The organism is Brenneria roseae subsp. americana (genome assembly GCF_003115815.1).
Taxonomy (GTDB): domain Bacteria; phylum Pseudomonadota; class Gammaproteobacteria; order Enterobacterales; family Enterobacteriaceae; genus Brenneria; species Brenneria roseae.
The window spans coordinates 120,812-141,313 of the sequence record NZ_QDKJ01000007.1 but is presented as its reverse complement, the minus strand read 5'-3'; the positions used below and the strand labels follow the sequence as shown (position 1 = coordinate 141,313).

18 protein-coding genes and 1 riboswitch are annotated in these 20,502 nt (G+C 54.6%); of the genes, 9 read left to right on the top strand and 9 right to left on the bottom strand.

All coding sequences use genetic code 11. From position 1 onward, the window contains the following. Genes B4923_RS10830 through B4923_RS10820 form a run of 3 tightly spaced genes read right to left on the bottom strand, consistent with a single transcriptional unit; the run spans position 1 to position 2,669 of the window. Entirely contained in the window at positions 1-792 is a 792-nt protein-coding gene (locus tag B4923_RS10830; protein ID WP_109054376.1) for an ABC transporter ATP-binding protein, read from the bottom strand. Then, a complete protein-coding gene (locus tag B4923_RS10825; protein ID WP_109054375.1) occupies positions 789-1,604 on the bottom strand; it encodes an ABC transporter permease in 816 nt (271 codons plus the stop codon). The genes B4923_RS10830 and B4923_RS10825 overlap by 4 nt, the downstream gene beginning before the upstream one ends. 18 nt (positions 1,605-1,622) lie before the next feature. Beyond that, the gene (locus B4923_RS10820) at positions 1,623-2,669 is read right to left on the bottom strand and encodes a putative urea ABC transporter substrate-binding protein (protein ID WP_109054374.1); all 1,047 of its coding nucleotides are present in this window, start codon (positions 2,667-2,669) and stop codon (positions 1,623-1,625) included. Between the two features lie 65 nt (positions 2,670-2,734). Next, positions 2,735-2,835, bottom strand: a riboswitch (guanidine-I (ykkC/yxkD leader). A 359-nt stretch (positions 2,836-3,194) separates the two neighbouring features. Between B4923_RS10820 and B4923_RS10815 the strand changes: the two genes are divergently transcribed. The 5 genes from B4923_RS10815 (at position 3,195) to B4923_RS10795 (ending at position 9,844) form a co-directional block, all read left to right on the top strand. Continuing rightward, positions 3,195-3,848, top strand: coding sequence for a TetR/AcrR family transcriptional regulator (locus B4923_RS10815; RefSeq protein ID WP_109054373.1), 654 nt, complete (start codon positions 3,195-3,197; stop codon positions 3,846-3,848). A 402-nt stretch (positions 3,849-4,250) separates the two neighbouring features. Beyond that, on the top strand, positions 4,251-5,669 hold the full coding sequence (locus tag B4923_RS10810; RefSeq protein WP_109054372.1) for an NAD(P)-dependent oxidoreductase: 1,419 nt from the start codon (positions 4,251-4,253) through the stop codon (positions 5,667-5,669). Next, positions 5,662-6,966: an NAD-dependent dihydropyrimidine dehydrogenase subunit PreA gene (preA, locus tag B4923_RS10805; RefSeq protein ID WP_109054371.1), complete on the top strand. Its 1,305-nt coding sequence runs from the start codon at positions 5,662-5,664 to the stop codon at positions 6,964-6,966. The genes B4923_RS10810 and preA overlap by 8 nt, the downstream gene beginning before the upstream one ends. A gap of 78 nt (positions 6,967-7,044) precedes the next feature. Beyond that, positions 7,045-8,496, top strand: a complete 1,452-nt coding sequence (hydA, locus tag B4923_RS10800) for a dihydropyrimidinase (RefSeq protein ID WP_109054370.1) — start codon at positions 7,045-7,047, stop codon at positions 8,494-8,496. Between the two features lie 58 nt (positions 8,497-8,554). Next, positions 8,555-9,844 carry a Zn-dependent hydrolase gene (locus B4923_RS10795; RefSeq protein WP_109054369.1) on the top strand — a complete coding sequence of 430 codons (1,290 nt, stop codon included), beginning with the start codon at positions 8,555-8,557 and terminating at the stop codon, positions 9,842-9,844. Positions 9,845-10,020: 176 nt separating this feature from the next. On the opposite strand, the gene B4923_RS10790 is transcribed toward B4923_RS10795, so the two are convergent. Then, positions 10,021-11,271: a valine--pyruvate transaminase gene (locus B4923_RS10790; RefSeq protein ID WP_109054368.1), complete on the bottom strand. Its 1,251-nt coding sequence runs from the start codon at positions 11,269-11,271 to the stop codon at positions 10,021-10,023. Between the two features lie 535 nt (positions 11,272-11,806). On the opposite strand from B4923_RS10790, the gene B4923_RS10785 reads away from it, so the two are divergent. Next, positions 11,807-13,015: an aldose 1-epimerase family protein gene (locus B4923_RS10785; protein ID WP_109054367.1), complete on the top strand. Its 1,209-nt coding sequence runs from the start codon at positions 11,807-11,809 to the stop codon at positions 13,013-13,015. Positions 13,016-13,066: 51 nt separating this feature from the next. On the opposite strand, the gene ghrB is transcribed toward B4923_RS10785, so the two are convergent. Then, positions 13,067-14,029, bottom strand: coding sequence for a glyoxylate/hydroxypyruvate reductase GhrB (gene ghrB, locus B4923_RS10780; protein WP_109054366.1), 963 nt, complete (start codon positions 14,027-14,029; stop codon positions 13,067-13,069). A gap of 135 nt (positions 14,030-14,164) precedes the next feature. Here ghrB and B4923_RS10775 point away from each other — a divergent pair, with 135 nt between their 5' ends. Next, positions 14,165-14,419: a GntR family transcriptional regulator gene (locus B4923_RS10775; protein WP_109054365.1), complete on the top strand. Its 255-nt coding sequence runs from the start codon at positions 14,165-14,167 to the stop codon at positions 14,417-14,419. Positions 14,420-14,454: 35 nt separating this feature from the next. Here the strand turns inward: B4923_RS10775 and B4923_RS10770 are convergent, their stop codons facing one another. From B4923_RS10770 to B4923_RS10760, 3 genes are all read right to left on the bottom strand, one after another. After that, positions 14,455-15,471: an ADP-ribosylglycohydrolase family protein gene (locus B4923_RS10770; RefSeq protein WP_109054364.1), complete on the bottom strand. Its 1,017-nt coding sequence runs from the start codon at positions 15,469-15,471 to the stop codon at positions 14,455-14,457. Between the two features lie 323 nt (positions 15,472-15,794). Beyond that, entirely contained in the window at positions 15,795-16,229 is a 435-nt protein-coding gene (locus tag B4923_RS10765) for an N-acetyltransferase (RefSeq protein WP_109054363.1), read from the bottom strand. Beyond that, positions 16,226-16,789, bottom strand: a complete 564-nt coding sequence (locus B4923_RS10760) for a DNA-3-methyladenine glycosylase I (RefSeq protein ID WP_109054362.1) — start codon at positions 16,787-16,789, stop codon at positions 16,226-16,228. Before B4923_RS10760 ends, B4923_RS10765 begins: the two co-directional genes overlap by 4 nt. A gap of 570 nt (positions 16,790-17,359) precedes the next feature. On the opposite strand from B4923_RS10760, the gene B4923_RS10755 reads away from it, so the two are divergent. Next, entirely contained in the window at positions 17,360-18,166 is an 807-nt protein-coding gene (locus tag B4923_RS10755; protein ID WP_109054361.1) for a sulfite exporter TauE/SafE family protein, read from the top strand. A 37-nt stretch (positions 18,167-18,203) separates the two neighbouring features. Here B4923_RS10755 and B4923_RS10750 read toward each other — a convergent pair whose 3' ends face one another. Continuing rightward, positions 18,204-19,175, bottom strand: coding sequence for an AEC family transporter (locus B4923_RS10750; RefSeq protein ID WP_109054360.1), 972 nt, complete (start codon positions 19,173-19,175; stop codon positions 18,204-18,206). Positions 19,176-19,469: 294 nt separating this feature from the next. On the opposite strand from B4923_RS10750, the gene B4923_RS10745 reads away from it, so the two are divergent. Then, a complete protein-coding gene (locus tag B4923_RS10745; protein WP_245929552.1) occupies positions 19,470-20,363 on the top strand; it encodes a LysR family transcriptional regulator in 894 nt (297 codons plus the stop codon). Positions 20,364-20,502: the final 139 nt, after the last annotated feature.

Sequence of the window (20,502 nt, the reverse complement as noted above, 5' to 3'; positions counted from 1 at the left end):
TCAATGATCGGTGGCCGGGGTAGGCGCGATATGCGGCGGCAGCACGGCAAGCGCGCGGCGCGCGGCAAGGCGATCGGCATTCAGGGGAATGTCATAGGTTACGCGCGCGCCATAGGCGTTCGGCGCCTGGGGATCCAGCCGAACCTTGTCAAACACCAGCAGCCGGGTGCCGAGATTGAAACCTTCCGACAGATCGTGAGTCACCATGAAGGCGGTCAGGCGGGTTTCCTGCCATAGCTCCAGCAGCAGCTGGTGCATATCTTTGCGTATACCGGGATCGAGCGCGCCGAACGGTTCATCCAGCAGCAGAATGCGCGGACACATGATGAACGCCTGCGCGATGGCCAGACGCTGTTGCATACCGCCGGACAGCTGACCGGGGTATTTATCCAGCGCCTGTCCCAGCCCTACCCGATGTAACAGCCGCATCGCCTCTTCTCTGGCCTGGCGTTTGCGGCGTCCGAAGAAGCGGCCTGTGACGCGGGCATGCAGCAGTTCCGGGCCGATGACGACGTTGTCCAGCACGTTCAGGTGCGGGAAGACCGAGTAACGCTGAAACACCACGCCCCGGCTGGCGTCGGGTTCATCCGCCAGCGGTTGGCCTTCCAGCAACAGGCTGCCCCTGCTCGGTTTTTCCTGCCCCAGCAGCAAGCGCAGAAACGTTGACTTACCGCATCCGGATGCGCCTACCATGGTGCAGAATTCCCCTTCCTCGATGGAGAGATTCAGGCGTTCCAGCACCACATGGTCGCCATACTCCTGCCAGATATTGTTGATTTGAATAAAACTCATCCTTTTTCTCCCTCAGACCAGGGGAAAAAGTAACGGTTGAGAAGCCTCAATGCGTAGTCCATCAGCCAGGCCAGCAGCGTGATCCACACGACGTAAGGCAGGATCACGTCCATGGCCATATAGCGACGCACCAGGAATATCCGATAACCCAGACCCGCCGTGGCCGAAATAGCCTCGGCGGAGATCAGGAACAGCCAGGCGGAACCCAGCATCAGGCGCAGTGAAACCAGCAGCCGCGACAGCAACTGGGGCAGAACCACCCTGAGCACCAGCGTCCAGCTATTCGCGCCCAGCGTTTGCGCTTTGATCAGCAGTTCGGGGGGGATTTCACGGGCGCGTTGTTCGAGATCGCGCGCCAGTACCGGTGTGATGCCGATGACGATCAGCATCACTTTTGACAACTCATCAAGGCCGAAAACGATAAACAGAATCGGGAGTATTGCCAGCGGCGGGATCATCGACAGCACGGTCATCAGTGGGGATAGCGACGCTCTGAACAGCGGAAAGACCCCGGCGGCAATGCCGAGGCACAACCCCGCCAGCGAGGATACGCCCAGTCCGATCGCCAGCCGGCTCAAACTGGCTGTGGTGTCGGCCCACAGGACATATTCACCGCTGCGCTTGTCTGCGGTAAAAGCGACGCGTTCTATCGCATCAACCATCTGCGCGGCGCTGGGCAACAGTTTGTCACTGGGGTTGTCCGCCAGCCGGCTGACCGAACTGGTGAAATAGAGGGCAATCAGCAGTACAAACGGCAGCAGCATCAGTAGCAGCCGCCCGCCGCGGCCCGGATGACGATTGATTAAGCGCATGGCAATTCCCCGCGGTGATTAGAGCTGGCCTTCGGCGGCCATCTGCGCAAAGGTCGCGTCAAAGCGCAGCTTCACGTTGTTTTTGTCGCCGAGGATCACATCGCCGGGGAAGGCCATTCCCACCGCATCGGCGCTGCGCGCTCCTTCACCGAGCAGCCCCTTTTCAAAGGAAAAATTCGCTACCCGCTGCATGGTTTTCGGCAGATCGCCGCTGGTGACGAACTGTACTGCGTCGGCAGGGGAATGGAATAAATGGGTGGTTTTGAGCTGGGCCTGATAGCCGGCCAGATCGGTTCCTGAAGCGCGAGCCATGGATTCAAGCGCGGCATTATCGCCCGCTTGCATCATGGACATGATTTCAAACCAGGCGCCGGTCAGGGCCTTGCCCAGCGCCGGGTTGTCTTTGAGCGTTTGGGTATTGACCACCATCAGATCGATGATTTCGCCGGGGATCTGGCTGGAGCTGAACACTTCCGTGGTGTTGGGGACGGCTTTGATGGCGGAAAGCTGAGGGTTCCAGGCGCCGGCGGCCTGAACGCCGCTGGTATTAAACGCGGCCACAATATCGGCGTCGGAGGTATTCACCACTTTGATATCTTTTTCCGCCAGTCCGGCCTTTTCCAGCCCGCGCACCAGCAGATAGTGAGAAACGGAGAGTTCGGGCAGGTTGATATTCAGCCCTTTCAGATCGGATAGCGTCTTGTTTTCGCCCTTCATGACAATACCGTCATTGCCGTCGGAAAAGCTGCCGGTGAGCAGGGCGGTGGTATCGACTCCGCCCGCCGCGGGCATGGTCAGCACATCCATATTGGTCATAGTACAGCCATCGAACTGGCCGGCGGTGTACTGGTTTATCGACTCAACATAGTCATTAAGCTGGGTGACTTTGATGTCAATCCCGTATTTTTTTGCCCACTTATCGATAATCCCTTCGGTGCTGACATATCCCCACGGCATCCAACCCGCATAAATTGTCCAGCAGACGTTAAAGCTCTTTTTCGTTTCAGCGGTGGCGGAAAAGCTCAGCAGGGTCAGGAGGCAGGCGGTAAGGAAAGGTTTTCTCATCAGTGTATCTCCAGTCAGGTTTACGGGTGCAGGAGCAGCAAAATACCTAGGGTTTTAGGTTTGCTGTCTCCCGGGCTTTTATCCCGCCGTGTAACCTCACTGGAGGTCGCCAGCTCTCGGACCAGTCATTCACCAATTGTGAATCGGAACCCTAGCCAGCCATTCATCGTGCGCTCAGACATGTTAGTACTGTGCTGCCCTGTTTATTGATTTAAGCAAAATGCGTACCAGTATTTAAGCATAATAAAAACAGATAGTTAATAATCTATCCTCTGATGAGAAAACCCTAAAAGGGTGCGATAGAATCGCTGCGTGCCCGAAAATAGGGCAATCTTCCCTCTCGGGCCGGCTCACTCCCTTTTACGCCGGCGGGAAACCATTTTTCGCCCGGTATTTATTCCTGAATGGCGTATAAGAAATAGCGGGCGTAACAGGGGCTGCATCTTTTTTTGTCGATCCTGGCGCGTGTCTTGCACCGCGTAAATCAGGTAATGTTGTGCGTGAACCGTTGGAGGGAGAGGGCAGATGTTAAAACACACGCTAACCGATGAATCCGTAAAAGGCCGCATCCGGCTCGATAATGAAGCCATCATCCTGCTGGCGGCGGAGCGCGTGTTTGCCCGCTATGGCTTCAAAGGCACGACAATGGCGCTGATTGCGGCGGAAGCCGATCTGCCTAAACCAAACCTGCACTACTATTTTGGCAACAAGCAAAATCTTTATTTACGCGTGCTGGACGGCATTCTGCACGACTGGCTGGCGCCGCTGGAACATTTCCATCCGCAGGCCGATCCACGTGCGGTGATTGAACAATATGTCCGGCAAAAAATGGTGTTAACGTTCGAACGTCCGCACGCCTCGAAGCTGTTTGCCAACGAACTCCTGCAAGGAGCGCCGATGGTGCATGAACTCCTGAAAACGCAGCTGCGCGATTTGGTGACCCGTAAAGCGGCGGTAGTGGATGACTGGATTGAACAGGGGTTGCTGGCGCCGTTAGACAGTAAACACTTTTTTTTCTCTATCTGGGCGATGACGCAGACTTACGCGGATTTTGACATTCAGATTGCCGCCGTGCTCGGTAATGAGGCGCGTGAACCGGGCGCCCGGCAGCGAGCCATCGAGCATGTGCTGACCAGTATTTTCAGAATGTGCGGCCTTCCCGATGCGTTGAACCATTAAGCGACATCACCTTGTTTTTTCCATCCTGATAACGTCCACCCCTTCCTGTTTTATCAAGCCCATTATTGGCGCAATCATCGCCAATAATGGAGCAACTTGCACCTAAAAGATCCACAAAATCCGCCATCGTGAAAAGTTATGATCGGATAACGCCTTGTTTTTAACGTTATTGATCGTTGCTGAAGAAATGGCACATAAATCGCATGGTTAGAAGGGAAATCTTAACCATTTGGTCAAGATTTTACGGAAGGTGTGGCGCCACCGGCCTTTCCCTTAATCCGACGTTAGCGGGAGAACCACCATGAGCCATCGAAAGCAAAACCGTATCGGCAGGTTGTGGAACGAATTACCGATGCTGTGCCCTCGTGACCCTGATAGTGCCCAGCCAAAGGAGTGCGCCGCATGAAAACGAGATTACCGGTCGGCAGCGATGCGCCGGGTATTCAGGCTGGACGACTTAACGACGCGGAATATGCGGACAACTTTGGCGATAGCGCCACGCCGCTCACCAAAATTCAGGCCGTGATCGAATCGGAGCGGTGCTATTACTGCTACGACGCGCCCTGTACTCGTTCATGCCCGGCAGACATTGATGTACCGAGCTTTATTCATCGTATCGCGCAGGACAATGTGCGCGGGGCGGCGGAGGCCATTCTGAGCGAGAACGTGCTGGGCGGCATGTGTGCCCGGGTCTGCCCGACAGAAACCTTGTGCGAGCAAGCCTGCGTGCGCAATCAGCAGGATGGCAAACCGGTGCAAATCGGCCTGTTGCAGCGTTATGCCACCGATGCGTATCTCTCCAATCCCGGTCAGCCTTTATTCAGCCGCGCCTCGTCAACGGGCAAAAAAGTGGCCGTCGTCGGGGCGGGCCCGGCGGGGCTGACTGTCGCACATCGGCTGGCGCAGAACGGGCATCACGTAGTGGTGTTCGACGCCAGGGATAAACCGGGCGGATTAAATGAGTACGGTCTGGCGGCCTACAAGACCACCGATGATTTCGCCCAGCGTGAAATTGCCTGGCTGCTGTCGATCGGCGGCATTGAGCTGCGTCTTAACCACCGTCTGGGACGGGACATTACGCTGGATGCGCTGCGTATGGATTATGACGCGGTATTCCTCGGCATGGGCTTGGGCGGCGTGAATGCGCTTGGCGTTGAAGAAACCCCGCTGGCGGGGGTGCGCGAAGCGGTCGATTTTATTGCCGAACTGCGTCAGGCCGCTCACCCTGGAGAGGTTGCCATCGGCCGTAACGTGGTGGTCATCGGCGGCGGCATGACCGCCGTTGACGCCGCGGTGCAGGCGAAAAAGCTGGGGGCGCGTGAAGTCACGATGGTCTATCGCCGCGGTGAACAGGACATGAAAGCGTCTCAGTATGAGCAGGCATGGGCGAAAACCAACGGCGTCGCCATCCGTCACTGGGCAGCCCCGCAGGCTATTGAAGGGGAGAACGGCAAAGTGAAAGCGGTGTCGTTCATGGTCATGCAGTCGCAGTCCGGCGCGCGGGTGGCCACCGGAGAAACGTTCACCCTGCCCGCTGATATGGTGCTGAAGGCGATTGGACAGGCGTATGACGCCAGCCTGACCGGCGCGTCGATTGTCCTGAAAGGGGGCCGCATTGCGACGGATGAAGACGGACGCACCTCGTTACCCGGCGTATGGGCGGGCGGGGATTGTTGCGCAGACGGGTTGGATCTGACGGTCGATGCCGTACGTCAAGGCAAAGCGGCGGCGAAATCCATCGACGCGATGCTGCGCCCCCCGGCCAATCCATCTCTGGCGGGTAAACCTTCAATCAGCACACGGGAGTATCTACATGGCTGATCTCAGCAGTCGCTTTTTGGGTATCGAAAGCCCTAATCCTTTCTGGCTGGCATCCGCGCCGCCCACGGATAAAGAGTACAACGTCGTGCGTGCCTTTGAAGCAGGCTGGGGGGGCGTGGTCTGGAAAACGCTGGGACAGGACCCGCATGTGGTGAACGTCAACGGGCCGCGCTATAGCACCCTGCGTACCACGGATCGGCGCATTATCGGCCTGAATAACATTGAGCTGATTACCGACCGTTCGCTGGATACCAATCTGGAAGAAATCGCCCGCGTGAAACGCAACTGGCCCGATCGGGCCATGATTGTGTCGATTATGGTGCCCTGTGAAGAAGATGCCTGGAAATCCATTCTGCCGCTGGTGGAACAAACCGGCGCCGACGGCATCGAGCTGAACTTTGGCTGTCCGCACGGCATGAGCGAACGGGGCATGGGCGCGGCGGTGGGGCAGGTGCCGGAGTACATCGAAATGGTCACCCGCTGGTGCAAGCAGTATTGCCGCCTGCCGACGATCGTCAAACTGACGCCCAATATCAATGATATCCGCTATCCGGCGCGAGCCGCGCTGCGCGGCGGCGGCGATGCGGTGTCGTTGATCAACACCATCAATTCGGTAATGGGCGTGGATCTGGAGCAGATGAGCATTCACCCCAATACCGGCGGCAAGGGATCGCACGGCGGTTACTGTGGCCCGGCGGTCAAGCCCATCGCCCTGAATATGGTGGCGGAAATCGCCCGTGATGAGCTGACGCGCGGTTTGCCGATGTCCGGCATCGGCGGAATTTCCACCTGGCGTGACGCCGCCGAGTTCATCGCGCTGGGCTGCGGCACGGTGCAGGTTTGTACCGCGGTGATGGTGCACGGCTTCCAGATCGTTCGCGACATGACCAGCGGTCTTGCCAATTTTATGGACCAACAGGGTTACCGCACGCTGGAAGATTTCCGTGGCCGCGCCGTCAGCACCGTAACGGACTGGCGTTATCTGAACCTTAATCACGTGGATAAGGCGGTTATCGATCAGTCGCAGTGTATTAAATGCGGGCGCTGTCATCTGGCCTGTGAAGATACGTCCCATCAGGCCATCACCAGCATGAAAAATGGCGAACGTCATTACGAAGTGAAAGAACAAGACTGCGTCGGCTGCAATCTGTGTGTCTCCATCTGTCCGGTAGAAAACTGCATTTCCATGCGCAGCCTGCAACCGGGAGAAGTGGATTTGCGCACCGGAAAAACCGTAAGCGGAGAATACGCCAACTGGACGACGCACCCGAATAATCCAATGGCAACCCCGGCCTGAAAGGTCTGATCGTTTCTTTATACCCATGCAATGTCGGGCCGTTCAGCGGCCATGATCAAGCAAAATGAGGGGAAAACAATGAGTCATAACCTGTTAATCAAAGGCGGTACGGTCGTCAATGCCGATCGGGAGTTTCGTGCCGATGTACTGTGCTCGAACGGTATTATTGTTGCCGTGGGCGAGGATGCCGCATTACAGGCTCCGGCGGGCACCGAGGTGATTGACGCGGGCGGTCAGTATGTGATGCCGGGAGGCATCGATCCCCACACCCATATGAACTTTCCGTTTATGGGCACGGTAACGGTGGATGATTTTTACAGCGGCACCTCCGCCGGGCTGGCGGGCGGCACCACGACGATTATCGATTTTGTTATTCCCAACCCGCAGCAACCGCTGATGGAAGCGTACCGGGACTGGCGTGGCTGGGCAGAAAAAGCGGCCTCGGATTACAGTTTCCATGTCGCCATTACCTGGTGGGACGAGAGCGTACATCGGGATATGGGGACGCTGGTGCAGGAAGAAGGCGTCAATAGCTTCAAGCACTTTATGGCCTATAAAAACGCCATCATGTGTGATGATGAAACGCTGATGAACAGCTTCCGCCGTTCGCTGGAACTGGGCGCGATGCCCACGGTGCATGCGGAAAACGGTGAAATGGTTTATCTGCTGCAACAGGAAATGATGCGGCGTGGTATCAGCGGACCGGAAGGCCACCCGCTGTCGCGTCCGCCGGCGGTTGAGGGGGAAGCGGCCAGCCGCGCGATCGCCATTGCCAACGTCATGGGCGTCCCCATTTATGTGGTTCACGTTTCCTGCATGGAATCGGCGGAGGCGATCGCCCGCGCCCGCGCTCGTGGCCAGCGTGTCTATGGCGAGGTGCTGGCCGGGCATCTGGTGGTGGATGACAGCGTATATCGTCATCCGGATTTCAATCAGGCGGCGGCGCACGTCATGAGCCCGCCGTTCCGCCCTAAAGCGCATCAGGAAGCGCTGTGGCGCGGGCTGCAATCCGGTCAGCTGCACACCACCGCGACCGATCACTGTACGTTCTGTACCAGCCAGAAAGCGGCGGGCAAAGACAGTTTTACCAAAATTCCCAACGGCTGTGGCGGCGTTGAAGAACGGTTGTCCGTTATCTGGGATGCGGGCGTGAACACCGGACGCCTGACGCCCAGCGAGTTTGTCGCCATTACCTCCGCCAATACGGCTCGTCTGTTCAATATTTATCCGCGCAAGGGCAGTATTTCTGTCGGCGCTGATGCCGATCTGGTGGTGTGGGACCCGCAGGGCAGTAAGACGCTCTCCGCGAAGACGCACCACTCGAAAAATGACTTCAACGTCTTTGAAGGCCGCACGGTACGCGGCATCCCGACCTATACCGTCAGTCATGGCGTCGTGGTGTGGGCGGATGGCGATCTGCGTGCGCAAGAGGGGGCCGGACGCTATATCAAACGTCCTGCCTTTGGCCCTGATTTCAAAGCCAGCGCGTTACGCGAGCGTTTGCTGGCCCCCGAGGCCGTACTGCGCTGACCGTTTATGGCTGGAAAAGACAACCTGTGACCGCGTTCCACCCAAGAGGAAATCCGCGATGAATAGTGAAGTGTTACCTGCAACGAAAAAGGGTTCTGATATTACCGATCTGCGAGTCGATGGCGAACGTCTGTGGCAGTCGCTGATGGAGCTGGCCGTTATCGGCGCGACGCCCAAAGGCGGCGTTTGCCGGCTGACGCTGACGGATTTGGACCGTCAGGGCCGGGATTTGGTGGTGAGCTGGGGTAAAGCCGCCGGGCTGTCCGTCGAGATCGATAAGATTGGTAATGTGTTTATGCGCCGTCCCGGCCGCAATAACGCCCTGCCTCCGGTGGTGGCGGGGAGCCATGTTGATACCCAGCCGACCGGCGGAAAGTTTGACGGCAACTTTGGCGTGCTGGCCGCGCTGGAAGTGATTCGCACGCTGAACGATCGGAAGATTGAAACCGAAGCGCCGGTAGAGATGGTGTTCTGGACCAACGAAGAAGGCTCCCGTTTCGTACCGGTCATGATGGGATCGGGCGTATTTGCCGGCGTGTTCTCGCTGGAACAGGCTTATGCCGCCGTGGATGTGGATGGCAAAAGCGTGCAGGACGAACTGACGAAAATCGGCTATGCCGGCCCGCAAACGCCTGGCGATCATCCGATTGGCGCCTATTTTGAAGCGCACATTGAGCAGGGGCCGATACTGGAAGATCAGGATATTGCCATCGGCGTGGTGCAGGCGGTGCTGGGTATCCGCTGGTATGACTGTGTGGTGACGGGGATGGAATCCCACGCCGGTCCAACGCCGATGGCGCTACGTAAAGACGCGTTGCAGGTTTCCACCCGTATCATGCAGGAGGTGATTGCCATTGCCGACCGCTTTGCACCCCATGGGCGAGGCACGGTGGGGATGGTGCAGGTGCATCCGAACAGCCGTAACGTCGTACCGGGCAGTGTGAAATTCTCCATCGATTTCCGCAATCTGACGGATGAACTGGTGGATGAAATGGATGCGGCGCTGAAGACGTACCTCGCCGAGCTGGGCGCGGAAACCGGGCTGGATATTCAACTGACGCAGGTATCGCAGTATCGCGCTGCGCCATTTCATCCTGAATGCAAAGACGCCGTGCGCCGGGCCGCTGATCTGCTGGGCTATTCCAATATCGACATCGTTTCCGGGGCGGGGCACGATGCGGTGTATGTCGCCGAACTGGCGCCGACCGGGATGATTTTTATTCCATGCAAAGACGGCATCAGCCACAACGAGATTGAGTATTCCTCGCCTGAGCAGGTCACCGCGGGGGCGAATGTTTTGCTGCATGCGGTGTTGGAGACCGCGGGTGTGGTGGGGATAAAGGCATAGCGGAGCCGACAAGGAGCGCTCAATCGCCGCAGCTCCTTGTCCTGAGGCTTTTGGCGGACGGGGCCGCTACGCGGTCCCTTCGCCGGGAGTGACCTTCTGAAGGCCCCTGCCGGCTCAGCCCCTTTTACGCCAGAGGGGGCAATTCCTGCTCAGAGGCGAAGAGCTAACAAGGAAAATTATCGGTGCGCTGTCGCCTTCGTGATTTCCTCCGCCAGAATCGCAATCCCGCGTTCAATCTTATCGGGCTCCGGCACGTAATTCATCCGCAGGCACTGATGGGCGTGCGGCCATTCCTGTTCCAGACCGGGGAAGAAGTAGTGGCCCGGCACCATCAGCACGCCACGTTTTTTCAACCGTTGGTACAGCACTTCCGTGGTGATTGGCAGGTCTTTGAACCACAGCCACAGGAAAATCGCCCCTTCGGGTTTATGAATCAGACACTGCTCGGGGGAAAGGTAACGCCGGATGATGGCAATGGTTTCGCTGACGCGCTGCTGGTAGAACGGGCGAACCACCTCGTTGGACAGCCGCAGCAAATCGCCACGCTGGATCATCTCCTGCGCCAGTGCCGGTCCAATCGCGCCGGGGGACAGGCTGATGATGCCGTTCATGTTGCCAATGGCTGCAATGACCTTTTCATCGGCAATGACAATGCCGCAGCGGGAACCGGGAAGCCCCAGTTTGGACAAGCTCATGCACAGGATGATGTTGGGGTTCCACAGTGGGGTGGCTTCACTGAAAATAATGCCGGGGAAGGGCACGCCATAAGCATTGTCGATCAGCAGCGGGATATGGTGTTGCTGCGCCAGAATATCGAGACGCATCAGCTCGTCATCCGTCAGTACATTGCCGGTCGGGTTGGTCGGGCGTGAAACGCAGATGAGCCCCACATCGTCGGTGATCGACAGATGATCGAAATCCACATGGTATTTGAACTGCCCATCCGGTAATAGCTCGATTTGCGGACGCACGGACATAAACATGTTTTCGTCCAGCCCGGAATCGGCATAACCGATATACTCCGGCGCCAGCGGGAACAGCACTTTTCTCAGACTGCCATCGGCGTGACGACCGGCAAACAGATTAAATAAGTAGAAAAACGCACTCTGGCTGCCATTTGTCAGAACAATATTCTGTGGTCCAATCTGCCAGCCTAATTCATCCCGTAGCAGATCAGCCAGTGCGCCGAGCAGCGTATCTTTACCCTGCGGACCATCATAATTGCAAAGCGCATCCGTCAATTTCCCCTGTTCCAGCATTTCCTGGCAGAGTTGTTGGAAATAGGTATCCATCTGCGGAATATGCGCCGGATTTCCACCCCCCAACATGATGGCTCCCGGCGTGCGGAGTCCTTCGTTCAGATCGTCCATGAGTTGGGTGATGCCTGCATGGCGGGTGAATTTATTGCCGAAAAGAGAAAAATTCATAGTTTGTCAGTGAGTGTTCATACGTGGGCAAGAGGCAACCATAGCGCTTGCGCTACCAGTGTGCAATGTGGCTTAAAATAGGTCATTGGTTATATTTAACTGAGTTTATTAAATTTATTAGCATTATTCTCTAAAAGAAAGCGGGCGATTTGGTCATTTGCCTGTCACCATGACTTTCATCTGCTTTACAGACGATAAAGCATAAAAACAGCATGTTTTTTAATTGGTTATATGCATTTTCTCATTCGGCTAATGCCGATCGCTACGTTTTGCTGAACGTTGTCAACCTTACTGCAATATGGCGCTGTGATTTTATGGATGACAGCTGAATCGATATCAAAAATAGTCGATCGATATCCCATTTATTTTGCAATAAATACGATGATAGTTAACGTAGTCGTGATCTTTATTCAGAAAAATTAGCAATAACGTCGTGTTTTTTCATCTGGTGATAGCTGTCACATTCTGAAAGTGGGCTGATTTGTAATCTTGGCTTCTCGGTAGCTAAATCAATTCAGCAAAAAGGAAGAATGAAATGAAAAAATTATTGGTGATGGGGATATCGTTGGCGCTGACTTCATGGCAACTGTCTGCCCAGACGTTCGTGCTGACGGATGCTGAAAGCAGTGTGGAAAAGGGAAATTGGCAAATCAGCAGTGATGTAATGAAGATCAAGGATCAGCATTTCAGCATTGAGCAAACGGTCCTGCACGGCGGGCGTCAGGAAGGCAGTAAAATCATTACGATTACCAGCCAGAACGGGTTAAAAATTGTACTTAGCCCAAGCCGTGGTATGGATTTGCTGCACGTGACGGGCAAAGACATTCGTCTGGGATGGGATTCTCCGGTGAATGAGGTGGTCAACCCGAATACCATCAATCTGGAAAGTCGTAACGGGCTGGGCTGGCTGGAAGGCTTTAACGAAATGATGGTGCGCTGTGGCTATGAATGGACCGGTCACCCCGTGGTGGACAAGGGGACGATTTATACGCTGCATGGCCGTGCCGGCAACACGCCGGCATCAAAAGTCGTCGTAGACATCAGTGAAAAAGCGCCTTATCAGATCACGGTTCGCGGTCTGCTGAAAGAGAACAGCTTCAAGCAATCCAATCTGGAAACCTGGACCGAACTGCGTTACATCCCCGGCAGCGAGTCGTTTACGGTGCATGATGTGCTGACGAATAAGGCGGACTATGTCCGCGATTACCAGATTATCTATCACAGTAATTTTGGTACGCCGATTCTCGAAGAGGGAGCGCGGTTTATTGCGCCGGTAAAAGAAATTTCACCCTTTAATGATTACGCCAAAGCCGGGCTGAAAGAGTGGCAAACTTATCAAGGCCCCACCAAAGATTTCGATGAAATGGTTTTTAACCTGACGCCGTATGCCGATAAACAGGGCAAAACGCTGGCGGCACTGGTAAACCGTGCGGGCGACAAAGGCGTATCCATTGAGTTCGATACCCGCCAACTGCCGCTGCTGACGCTGTGGAAAAACACCGACACCGTGAAGCAGGGCTATGTTACCGGCATTGAACCCGGCACCAGCTATGCCTATCCGGTGACCATTGAGCGGGAACAAGGGCGGGTAAAACAGCTTCAGCCGGGACAAAGTACGGTATTTGAGCTGACATACAGCTTGCTGAGCAGTGCGGACGCGGTTAAGGCAACAGAACAAAAAGTACAGGCTATTCAGGGTGATAATAAAACCACGCTGACAGAAAAACCTATCGCGATTGAGTGATCGCGGTTTCCGGCAAGGCTGCAATCGCAGCCTTGCTTTTTCATCTGAAGCTTATTTCAACACCTGCGGGTTAACGCAGTTTTCTTTTACCGTACCGGTTAGCGCCGCGATCAGGTTATCTACCGCACAAGCCGCCATGTTATAGCGAGTTTCATGGGTTGCCGAGCCGATGTGGGGCAGCGCCACCACGTTTGGCAGGCTTAACAGCGGTGATTCCTTCGGTAGCGGTTCTTTAACAAATACGTCCAGACCGGCTGCATGGATTGTCCCGTCGCCGAGCGCATCGATTAGCGCCTTTTCATCCACCACCGCACCGCGGCCGATATTAATCAGGATCGCGCTGGACTTCATTTTAGCCAGCTGCTCACGGCCAATCAGATTGTGCGTTTCGGCGGTCAGCGGCAGGGTAATGCACAGGAAGTCTGATTCGGCGAGCAGCGTATCCAGATCGCAATAACGCGCGTCAAAGCGCTCTTCCGCTTGCGGATGGTGACGACGCGCGTTGTAGAGAATTGGCATACTGAAGCCAAAATGCGCCCGCTGCGCCACGGCCAGACCGATGCGCCCCATACCGAGTATCCCCAGCGTTTTATGATGAACATCGGTGCCGAACCAGTCGCTGTCAATACTGCTCTTCCATTCGCCTGCTTTGACTCGTTCTGCGACTTCCACGACCCGGCGGGCGCTGGCCAACATCAGCGCCAGTACCGTATCGGCCACGGTTTCTGTCAGCACGGTCGGCGTATGCATCAGGGCGACGCCTTTCTCGCTCATGGCATCCACATCAAAGGTGTCGTAACCGACAGAGATGGTGGACGCGGCGCGCAGGCGCGGCGTGTGTTCCAGAAAGGCTTTATTCACTTTACCGCCGGAGCCGATCAAGCCTTCTGCCTGCGCCAGTGCGGGATGATCTACAGCAGGAAAGTCATCGAGTTCAGTGACGGTAAAATGTTGATCCAGGCGGGCGCGCAGATCGTCAGGAATTTTTCTATACAGAATGACGCTAGGTTTCATCGCAAACTCCGGTGAGTTAGGAAGGTCAGGGCGAAAATAACGTAGGGAATCATCGCGTAGTGAGCGGGATACTGCAAGCCTATGATGCTGTCGGTAAGTCACGCGGTGGGCGAGGCGTGATTAAAGGGGGAAGCGATGGGGGTATCACGTATTACGGTGCGCAAGGCGCTCGAGTTGCTGGAATCCCAAAATATCGTTATCCGCAATCGCGGCTACGGCACATATATCAACGATCGGCTGGAATACCAGCTTAGCGTGGCGCATATTAAAACGCCGGCGTCTCTACCGGTGTTAGTGATTAGAGCACTGGCGTTTGATAATAACGGCAAACCTGTCGAATACAGTATTAATTACTGTCGCTCAGACGTGTATGTCTTCTTTTCGGAGTAGCCCGGCGCCGGGACTGTTTTTTGTCGAACCGCGCATTATCCAGCCTGTTTTCGCAATTCACGCAACCTGAACAGCTCACTGCTGTAATGCTCAAGATCAACCTGATTGGCCTCTTCCAACTGCTGTTTAAAGTGCGGAGCAATACTGCCAATCCCGTTTATCGCACCGCAGATCGCGGTAGCCATGGCGCCGATCGTATCAGTATCTCCGCCAAGATTGGCGCACAGTATTGCGCAACGGTTCGGGTCGGTTTCTGCCAGTTCGACCATCGCAATGGCTGCCGGAACGGATTCAATAATTTCCGCCCCTGTGCCAATCAGGTCATAAACATGCTCCAGCGCGTGTTCCGTTTCATGCACGGCTCTTACCGTCTGTAACGCCAGCGTGATCCGCGCCGACATGGAGGCACTGTAAGTGGTCACGCGTTTTTCCTGCGCCGCTTTCGCGACGGCGGGAAGCGCATCGCTGATCTCCAGCCACGAGACGCCGTCAATCCCTTTTGATACCGCCCAGGCAATCACGGTGGCGCCCGCGATAGCAACATCGGATTTATGCGTTGCGCTGGAGGCGAGTTCGACATCACGAATGAAATCGTCCAGCGAATCCACCGGCACCAGACAGCCTAACGGTGAAATGCGCATGGCGGCGCCGTTCGTTAATCCGTTGTTGTCCAGTTCACCGATCGCGGTGCCATGCTGTATCGCCGTCAGCGCCGCTTTGGAGGTTGGCCCAAGGATGTTTTTCTCGAAGGCGTTAAATGACAATGCCCAGTGCAGAATATGTTTCCCGATGGCGACGGGATCGATTTTGCCTTCACATTCGATCAACGCATCTGCCAGTGCAAGGGCCATGGCAGTATCGTCGGTATATTCTGCGGTTTTAAAATAACAGGCTGCAATATTTTCTTCTGGACCGGGTAAAAACCGATCAATCCAACCGAAATGCGCTTTGATACGCGAACGCGGCCATAGCTCTGATGGCATACCCATCGCATCACCCAACATCTGTCCATATAGCGCGCCCGTGATACGGCTCTTTTTATTTAATGGCATGGTACGTCCTTAATGAGACTGAATAATCTCGTCCGCTGGCGGAATAAATAAGTATTATTTGAGAATTTTTAATATTAGTTTTTGATTTAAATGATAAAAATCCCTGAATCGGGTGATATTGCAATCGCGCGTCGGGCGCCGGAAATGATAGGATCTTCGCCTGCCCTCTGCGCATAGCGTAACATCAAATAATACCAATGTAATACCTTTGCGGTGGATTTTTGAGCTTTATTCGCGTGCGGAATGATGGGTATATAACGGTATGTTTAGGCAGGGGATCGGCGGCGAAGAGACCGGGCTAACCGAGGATGCCTGGCGGGGAATTATTCTTTGGATGCCCACTGCATAATCAACGTTGTGGCTTGGGTTTCGTGATTAAAATGCTCTGCGGCGACCACGAACCCCTGTTTACGGTAAAATGCACAGGCTCGTTCGTTCCGTTGATAGACTTCCAATAGCAGTAGTGGAAAATATTGCCGAACGTGTCTGATTAACGCCGCACCGATGTGTTTACCGTGAAATCGCTGTTCGACGAACAAGGCGCCGATGAAACAGGCGTCCAGCACGCTGATAAAGCCGATAATCTGCTCCTGTTCCTCATACACCCAGGTTTGAGACTGGGGAATGTAGACATCACGCACCTGCCCGGCGCTTTCCCGCCAGTATTCCTCATTGATAAAAGGATGCGCCAGCGTGGTACTTTCCAGCCACAGGGACATCAACGAGGCCAGATCTTGTTCCCGATACGCGCGAATCATTTTGCTGTTTCCTGATAACAGAAGCAGTCGACGGTATGATCGTTCACCAACCCGCCTGCCTGCATAAAGGCGTAGCAAATGGTGGAGCCGATAAACTTGAAGCCGCGTTTTTTCAGCGCTTTTGACATGGCATCCGAGATAGCCGTTTTAGCCGGGACATTGGCAAGCGATGCCGGTTGATTAATCAACGGCTTATGGTCGACAAACGACCAGATGAAATGTGAAAAGCTCTCTCCCTGATTTTCCAGCGCCAGCCAGGCGCGGGCATTGGTAATAATGGCTTCGATTTTCCCGCGATGACGGATGATACCGCTGTCTTGCAGCAGCATGGTTACATCGTCTTCGGTCATCCGGGCAATGCGCTCAGGGTTGAACTGATGAAAACAGCGACGGTAATTTTCACGTTTTTTTAATACGGTAATCCATGACAATCCGGCCTGCTGGCCTTCCAGACAAAGCAGCTCAAACAGTTTTTGGCTGTCCTTGCAGGGCTTGCCCCATTCATTATCGTGATAGTCCTGATAAAGCGTATCCTGGGTAACCCAACCACAACGATTCATTTTATTTTCCTATACCCGTCATACTTCAAGTTGCAGATGCGTTGGCTTTATTACTCGGCCCATCCATGGGCCTCGCCCGATGGGGCCGCTGTAAGCAGCGTTCAAATCTGCTCCCGGCAGATTTGTCAGTCACCCGAATCGCTGACCTGAGTAAGCTCATCGGGATTAATGAGAGACATCCTGTCTCTCACCGGAGGCCAGCCGCGGGCTGGTCAAATTCGTTCCCGACGAATTTGACCTCTCTTGCCGCCTTCCTGCAACTCGAATGATTTAGGGTATATCATGCCATGGCCTGTCGGCAGGTTGTTATTTGGCGGTGTTGTTGTTATTGATATATCCGTCATCTTTCGCGTTGCAAGTGCGTTAGTTGTTTTATCCGGCCGTTCTTTGAGGCCGCCGCCAGCGCATGGGCGATCATCGCATTTAAAATACTGTATATGCAACCAGCTTTTTGCGTGGTTGTTCACAGATATGATGATGGCGGACCCGCGTGGGATGAGGCTTATCAGGTACTTTGTGGTTCAGGCGATGTTATAAAAAACGACAACAAACGACAAATTGGGGAATGGAATGGCGGTTGAGTGGATTTTGGCCTATCTGGCGTTAGGCGCGGTAGTGGGGTTCATGGCCGGATTATTGGGGATTGGCGGCGGAGGCATCATGGTGCCGATCCTGACCGCGCTGTTTGCTGCCCAGGGGGTACAGAATGAGCATCTGGTACATATGGCATTGGGGACATCAATGGCGGCGATTGTGATTACGGCCATTTCCAGCCTGCGTACCCATCATCAGCATCAGGCCGTGTTATGGCCTGTCGTATTGCGGATTACGCCCGCGATTCTGATTGGGACATTTGCCGCTACCTGGCTGGCAACGCTGTTGCCGACGCGTGCGCTGGCGATCTTTTTTTCCTGTTTTATGGCCTATGTTTCCCTGCAAATGGTGCTGAACATCAAGCCCAAGCCGCAGCGTCAATTACCCGGAACGGCGGGGATTTCACTGGCGGGCCTGGTGATTGGCAGCATTTCCGCGCTGGTGGCGATTGGCGGCGGCTCGCTGACGGTGCCGTTCCTCACCTGGTGCAACGTGCGAATTCAGCAGGCGATCGGGACATCGGCGGCGGTTGGGCTGCCTATCGCGCTGTCCGGGGCGTTGGGATACATGATCAACGGTTGGTCAATGGTCGGGCTGCCTGATTACAGCGTCGGCTATGTCTCCCTGCCCGCGGTAGTATTGATTTCGGCAGTGAGCTATTTCACCGCACCGGTCGGCGCCCGTCTGGCTCATCGTTTACCGGTTGCGACCCTGAAGAAAGCCTTTGCGGCGCTGCTGCTGCTGCTCAGCCTGAAGATGCTGCAAACGGTGTTTACGGGGTAATCCTTGCCGTACCGTCCGGTCCAAACGCCGCTTAATACTATTCAGCGCCCAAAACCGGAAATAGCGATAGGATCACGGGGATCGTGATGAGGGCAATCAGCAGGGAAATAATGATCGAAAGTGATATGACTTCCTGTTTGAAGCCATATTTATTAGAGAAAACGTAAACGCCAGCCCCTATGGGTTGCGCGGCCATGACGATGGCGGCGATCGGCCAGATAGTGTCAGTTTTCTGCATGCCGAACAGGTAATAGGCTATGGCAAACGTTATGGCTGGTTGTATAACCAGCTTGAGGATAACCATGGGTACAACCAGCTTGAGCGCCTCCCTGTTCGCATGCTTCCGGATATTGAGTCTTGCCAGCCCCAACCCCAGGGCAAATAAGGCCGTGGGACCTGCGGCGCCACCCAGAAAGCTGGCGAAGGACGTGAGAAAATCAGGCACGGGAATTCCTAGAAAAACAAATACCAGCCCGGCAATAACGGCAACGGTCAGTGGATTGGTAACGGTTGTCTTTATTGCGTTGAGAACGCTTTTACTCACGGATGCTTTGTCGCCAACGTTCCGATTCGACAAGATGTCGTAGGTAACGATAACGGCCATGATCGTCGGAATGTTATGGAGGATGGTGGCGATTGCGGCCGGGAGCGCGGCCGATTCTCCGTATACGGAGATCAAAATCGGGACGCCCATATATCCGGTCGTACCATAGCTGGCCCCCATACTCAGAATCGCGGACTGCGGCATGCCAAACCCCATTATTTTCGCGATCAGCGTACCGGCTATATACACCGCCGCGATGCCTGCAAGCGTGGCAACGATGAAGCCTGACTGGTTGAGTTCGCTAATATCGGCTTTTGCTATGGCGAGAAATAACAAAGCCGGTAGTGCGACATACAGCACATAGTTGTTGATCAATTTGTCGGACGACTGGTCATCGGGACGCAGGTGTCCGAAGCCATAGCCAATAAAGATAACCATAAATATTGGGGCAACAATCATAAACATCGGCGGTCGACCTCGCAGGGAGAGTGGCAATGTGCATATCGTTGAAATCCCTGAATATCTCCGGGGATAACCAATGATGATAATGTCGGTTTTATACTGGCGAACAGGTGCTGCGGGCATGACACCGGAACCGTACGAAATGATCGAATTCTTTCATATGGGCTGGTTTTAATGATTCATCATCAGATTTCTGCCTACTTCTTAATGCTGTATCAAATGCTTCTATTTATTAAATAAATAGTTTCTTTGTTATAATTGATTTCATCAATTTTGACGCAGTTGGAGAAGCCGGCAGTGGATCAGGACATTGGCACAGACCGCTTTGATGGACGTAGTGTGACGCTTGAGCAACTACGTGCATTTGTGTTCGTCGCCGATCATGGCGGCTTTGGGCGTGCAGGCGAAGAGCTGGGGCGAACTCAATCAACCCTCAGCATCAGCCTCAAGCGGTTGGAAGCAGACATCGGCTGTCGATTGATCAACCGGCGCCAGGGGCATATTGTGGGTTTGACGGATGAGGGGCAGCAGTTACTTCCCGCCGCGCGGGATATCCTTACTCGTACGACCCGGGCGATTCAATCTGTTCGGAAGTTCCAATTACGCGGAAAGATTACCCTCGGCGTGCCGGATGACTTTAGGGTCGATAACTTGCATAAAGCGGTTTCATGGTGCCTGGAGGAAAACCCGGAGCTAAGGGTTGAAATTACCGCGGCCTCATCTTCGGCCCTTGCCGTTTTGTCTGAGCGCCGGAATTTGGATGTGGTCATTCTTAAGAAAATAGCGGGTCAGCCAATCATTGCAGATACGGAAAGCGTTCTTAGCGTGGAGCAATTGCATTGGGTCTCTTCAAAGAAAGAACACTTCAACAATATTCCTGAAATACCCCTTATTACTTTTCCTGAAGGATGCGTCATCAGAACATGCGCAATACAGGCGCTGGAGCGTGCCGGCAAGCCCTATTTCCTCTCTTATGTCAGCGCATCGTTTGAGAATATAAGAAGTGCCGCCGCGAATGGGCTTGGTATTGGTCTATTACCGCAAAAAGCAGTGACTGGGGATCTCCAGGTTCTTTCTTCGGCATATGGGGCGCCAGGGGTTCCCGCCATTCAACTGATCCTGAATGTTACGACTCAGGGAGAACTTTACCAACTATTTGCAGACTATCTGCGGCGTTCGTTGGCCGAATAATTCGAGACCTATATTACGGATAATGTCGTGATGAACAGGTAAAACGGGAGCTGGCGATCGGAACGTCTGGTTTTTCTCCTCTATTCCTGCAAATTGATGCGCACGTCCCCTGCCCGCATGAAAAATCGCCACCGATATG

What these genes read in the sequence shown, in the direction of transcription:
- B4923_RS10790 (WP_109054368.1), bottom strand. Translation starts at nt 11,271, where the DNA reads ATGAATTTTTCTCTTTTCGGCAATAAATTCACCCGCCATGCAGGCATC.
- B4923_RS10755 (WP_109054361.1), top strand. Translation starts at nt 17,360, where the DNA reads ATGGCGGTTGAGTGGATTTTGGCCTATCTGGCGTTAGGCGCGGTAGTG.
- ghrB (WP_109054366.1), bottom strand. Translation starts at nt 14,029, where the DNA reads ATGAAACCTAGCGTCATTCTGTATAGAAAAATTCCTGACGATCTGCGC.
- B4923_RS10820 (WP_109054374.1), bottom strand. Translation starts at nt 2,669, where the DNA reads ATGAGAAAACCTTTCCTTACCGCCTGCCTCCTGACCCTGCTGAGCTTT.
- B4923_RS10810 (WP_109054372.1), top strand. Translation starts at nt 4,251, where the DNA reads ATGAAAACGAGATTACCGGTCGGCAGCGATGCGCCGGGTATTCAGGCT.
- hydA (WP_109054370.1), top strand. Translation starts at nt 7,045, where the DNA reads ATGAGTCATAACCTGTTAATCAAAGGCGGTACGGTCGTCAATGCCGAT.
- B4923_RS10775 (WP_109054365.1), top strand. Translation starts at nt 14,165, where the DNA reads ATGGGGGTATCACGTATTACGGTGCGCAAGGCGCTCGAGTTGCTGGAA.
- B4923_RS10750 (WP_109054360.1), bottom strand. Translation starts at nt 19,175, where the DNA reads ATGTTTATGATTGTTGCCCCAATATTTATGGTTATCTTTATTGGCTAT.
- B4923_RS10815 (WP_109054373.1), top strand. Translation starts at nt 3,195, where the DNA reads ATGTTAAAACACACGCTAACCGATGAATCCGTAAAAGGCCGCATCCGG.
- B4923_RS10830 (WP_109054376.1), bottom strand. Translation starts at nt 792, where the DNA reads ATGAGTTTTATTCAAATCAACAATATCTGGCAGGAGTATGGCGACCAT.
- B4923_RS10795 (WP_109054369.1), top strand. Translation starts at nt 8,555, where the DNA reads ATGAATAGTGAAGTGTTACCTGCAACGAAAAAGGGTTCTGATATTACC.
- B4923_RS10825 (WP_109054375.1), bottom strand. Translation starts at nt 1,604, where the DNA reads ATGCGCTTAATCAATCGTCATCCGGGCCGCGGCGGGCGGCTGCTACTG.
- B4923_RS10785 (WP_109054367.1), top strand. Translation starts at nt 11,807, where the DNA reads ATGAAAAAATTATTGGTGATGGGGATATCGTTGGCGCTGACTTCATGG.
- B4923_RS10765 (WP_109054363.1), bottom strand. Translation starts at nt 16,229, where the DNA reads ATGATTCGCGCGTATCGGGAACAAGATCTGGCCTCGTTGATGTCCCTG.
- B4923_RS10770 (WP_109054364.1), bottom strand. Translation starts at nt 15,471, where the DNA reads ATGCCATTAAATAAAAAGAGCCGTATCACGGGCGCGCTATATGGACAG.
- B4923_RS10760 (WP_109054362.1), bottom strand. Translation starts at nt 16,789, where the DNA reads ATGAATCGTTGTGGTTGGGTTACCCAGGATACGCTTTATCAGGACTAT.
- preA (WP_109054371.1), top strand. Translation starts at nt 5,662, where the DNA reads ATGGCTGATCTCAGCAGTCGCTTTTTGGGTATCGAAAGCCCTAATCCT.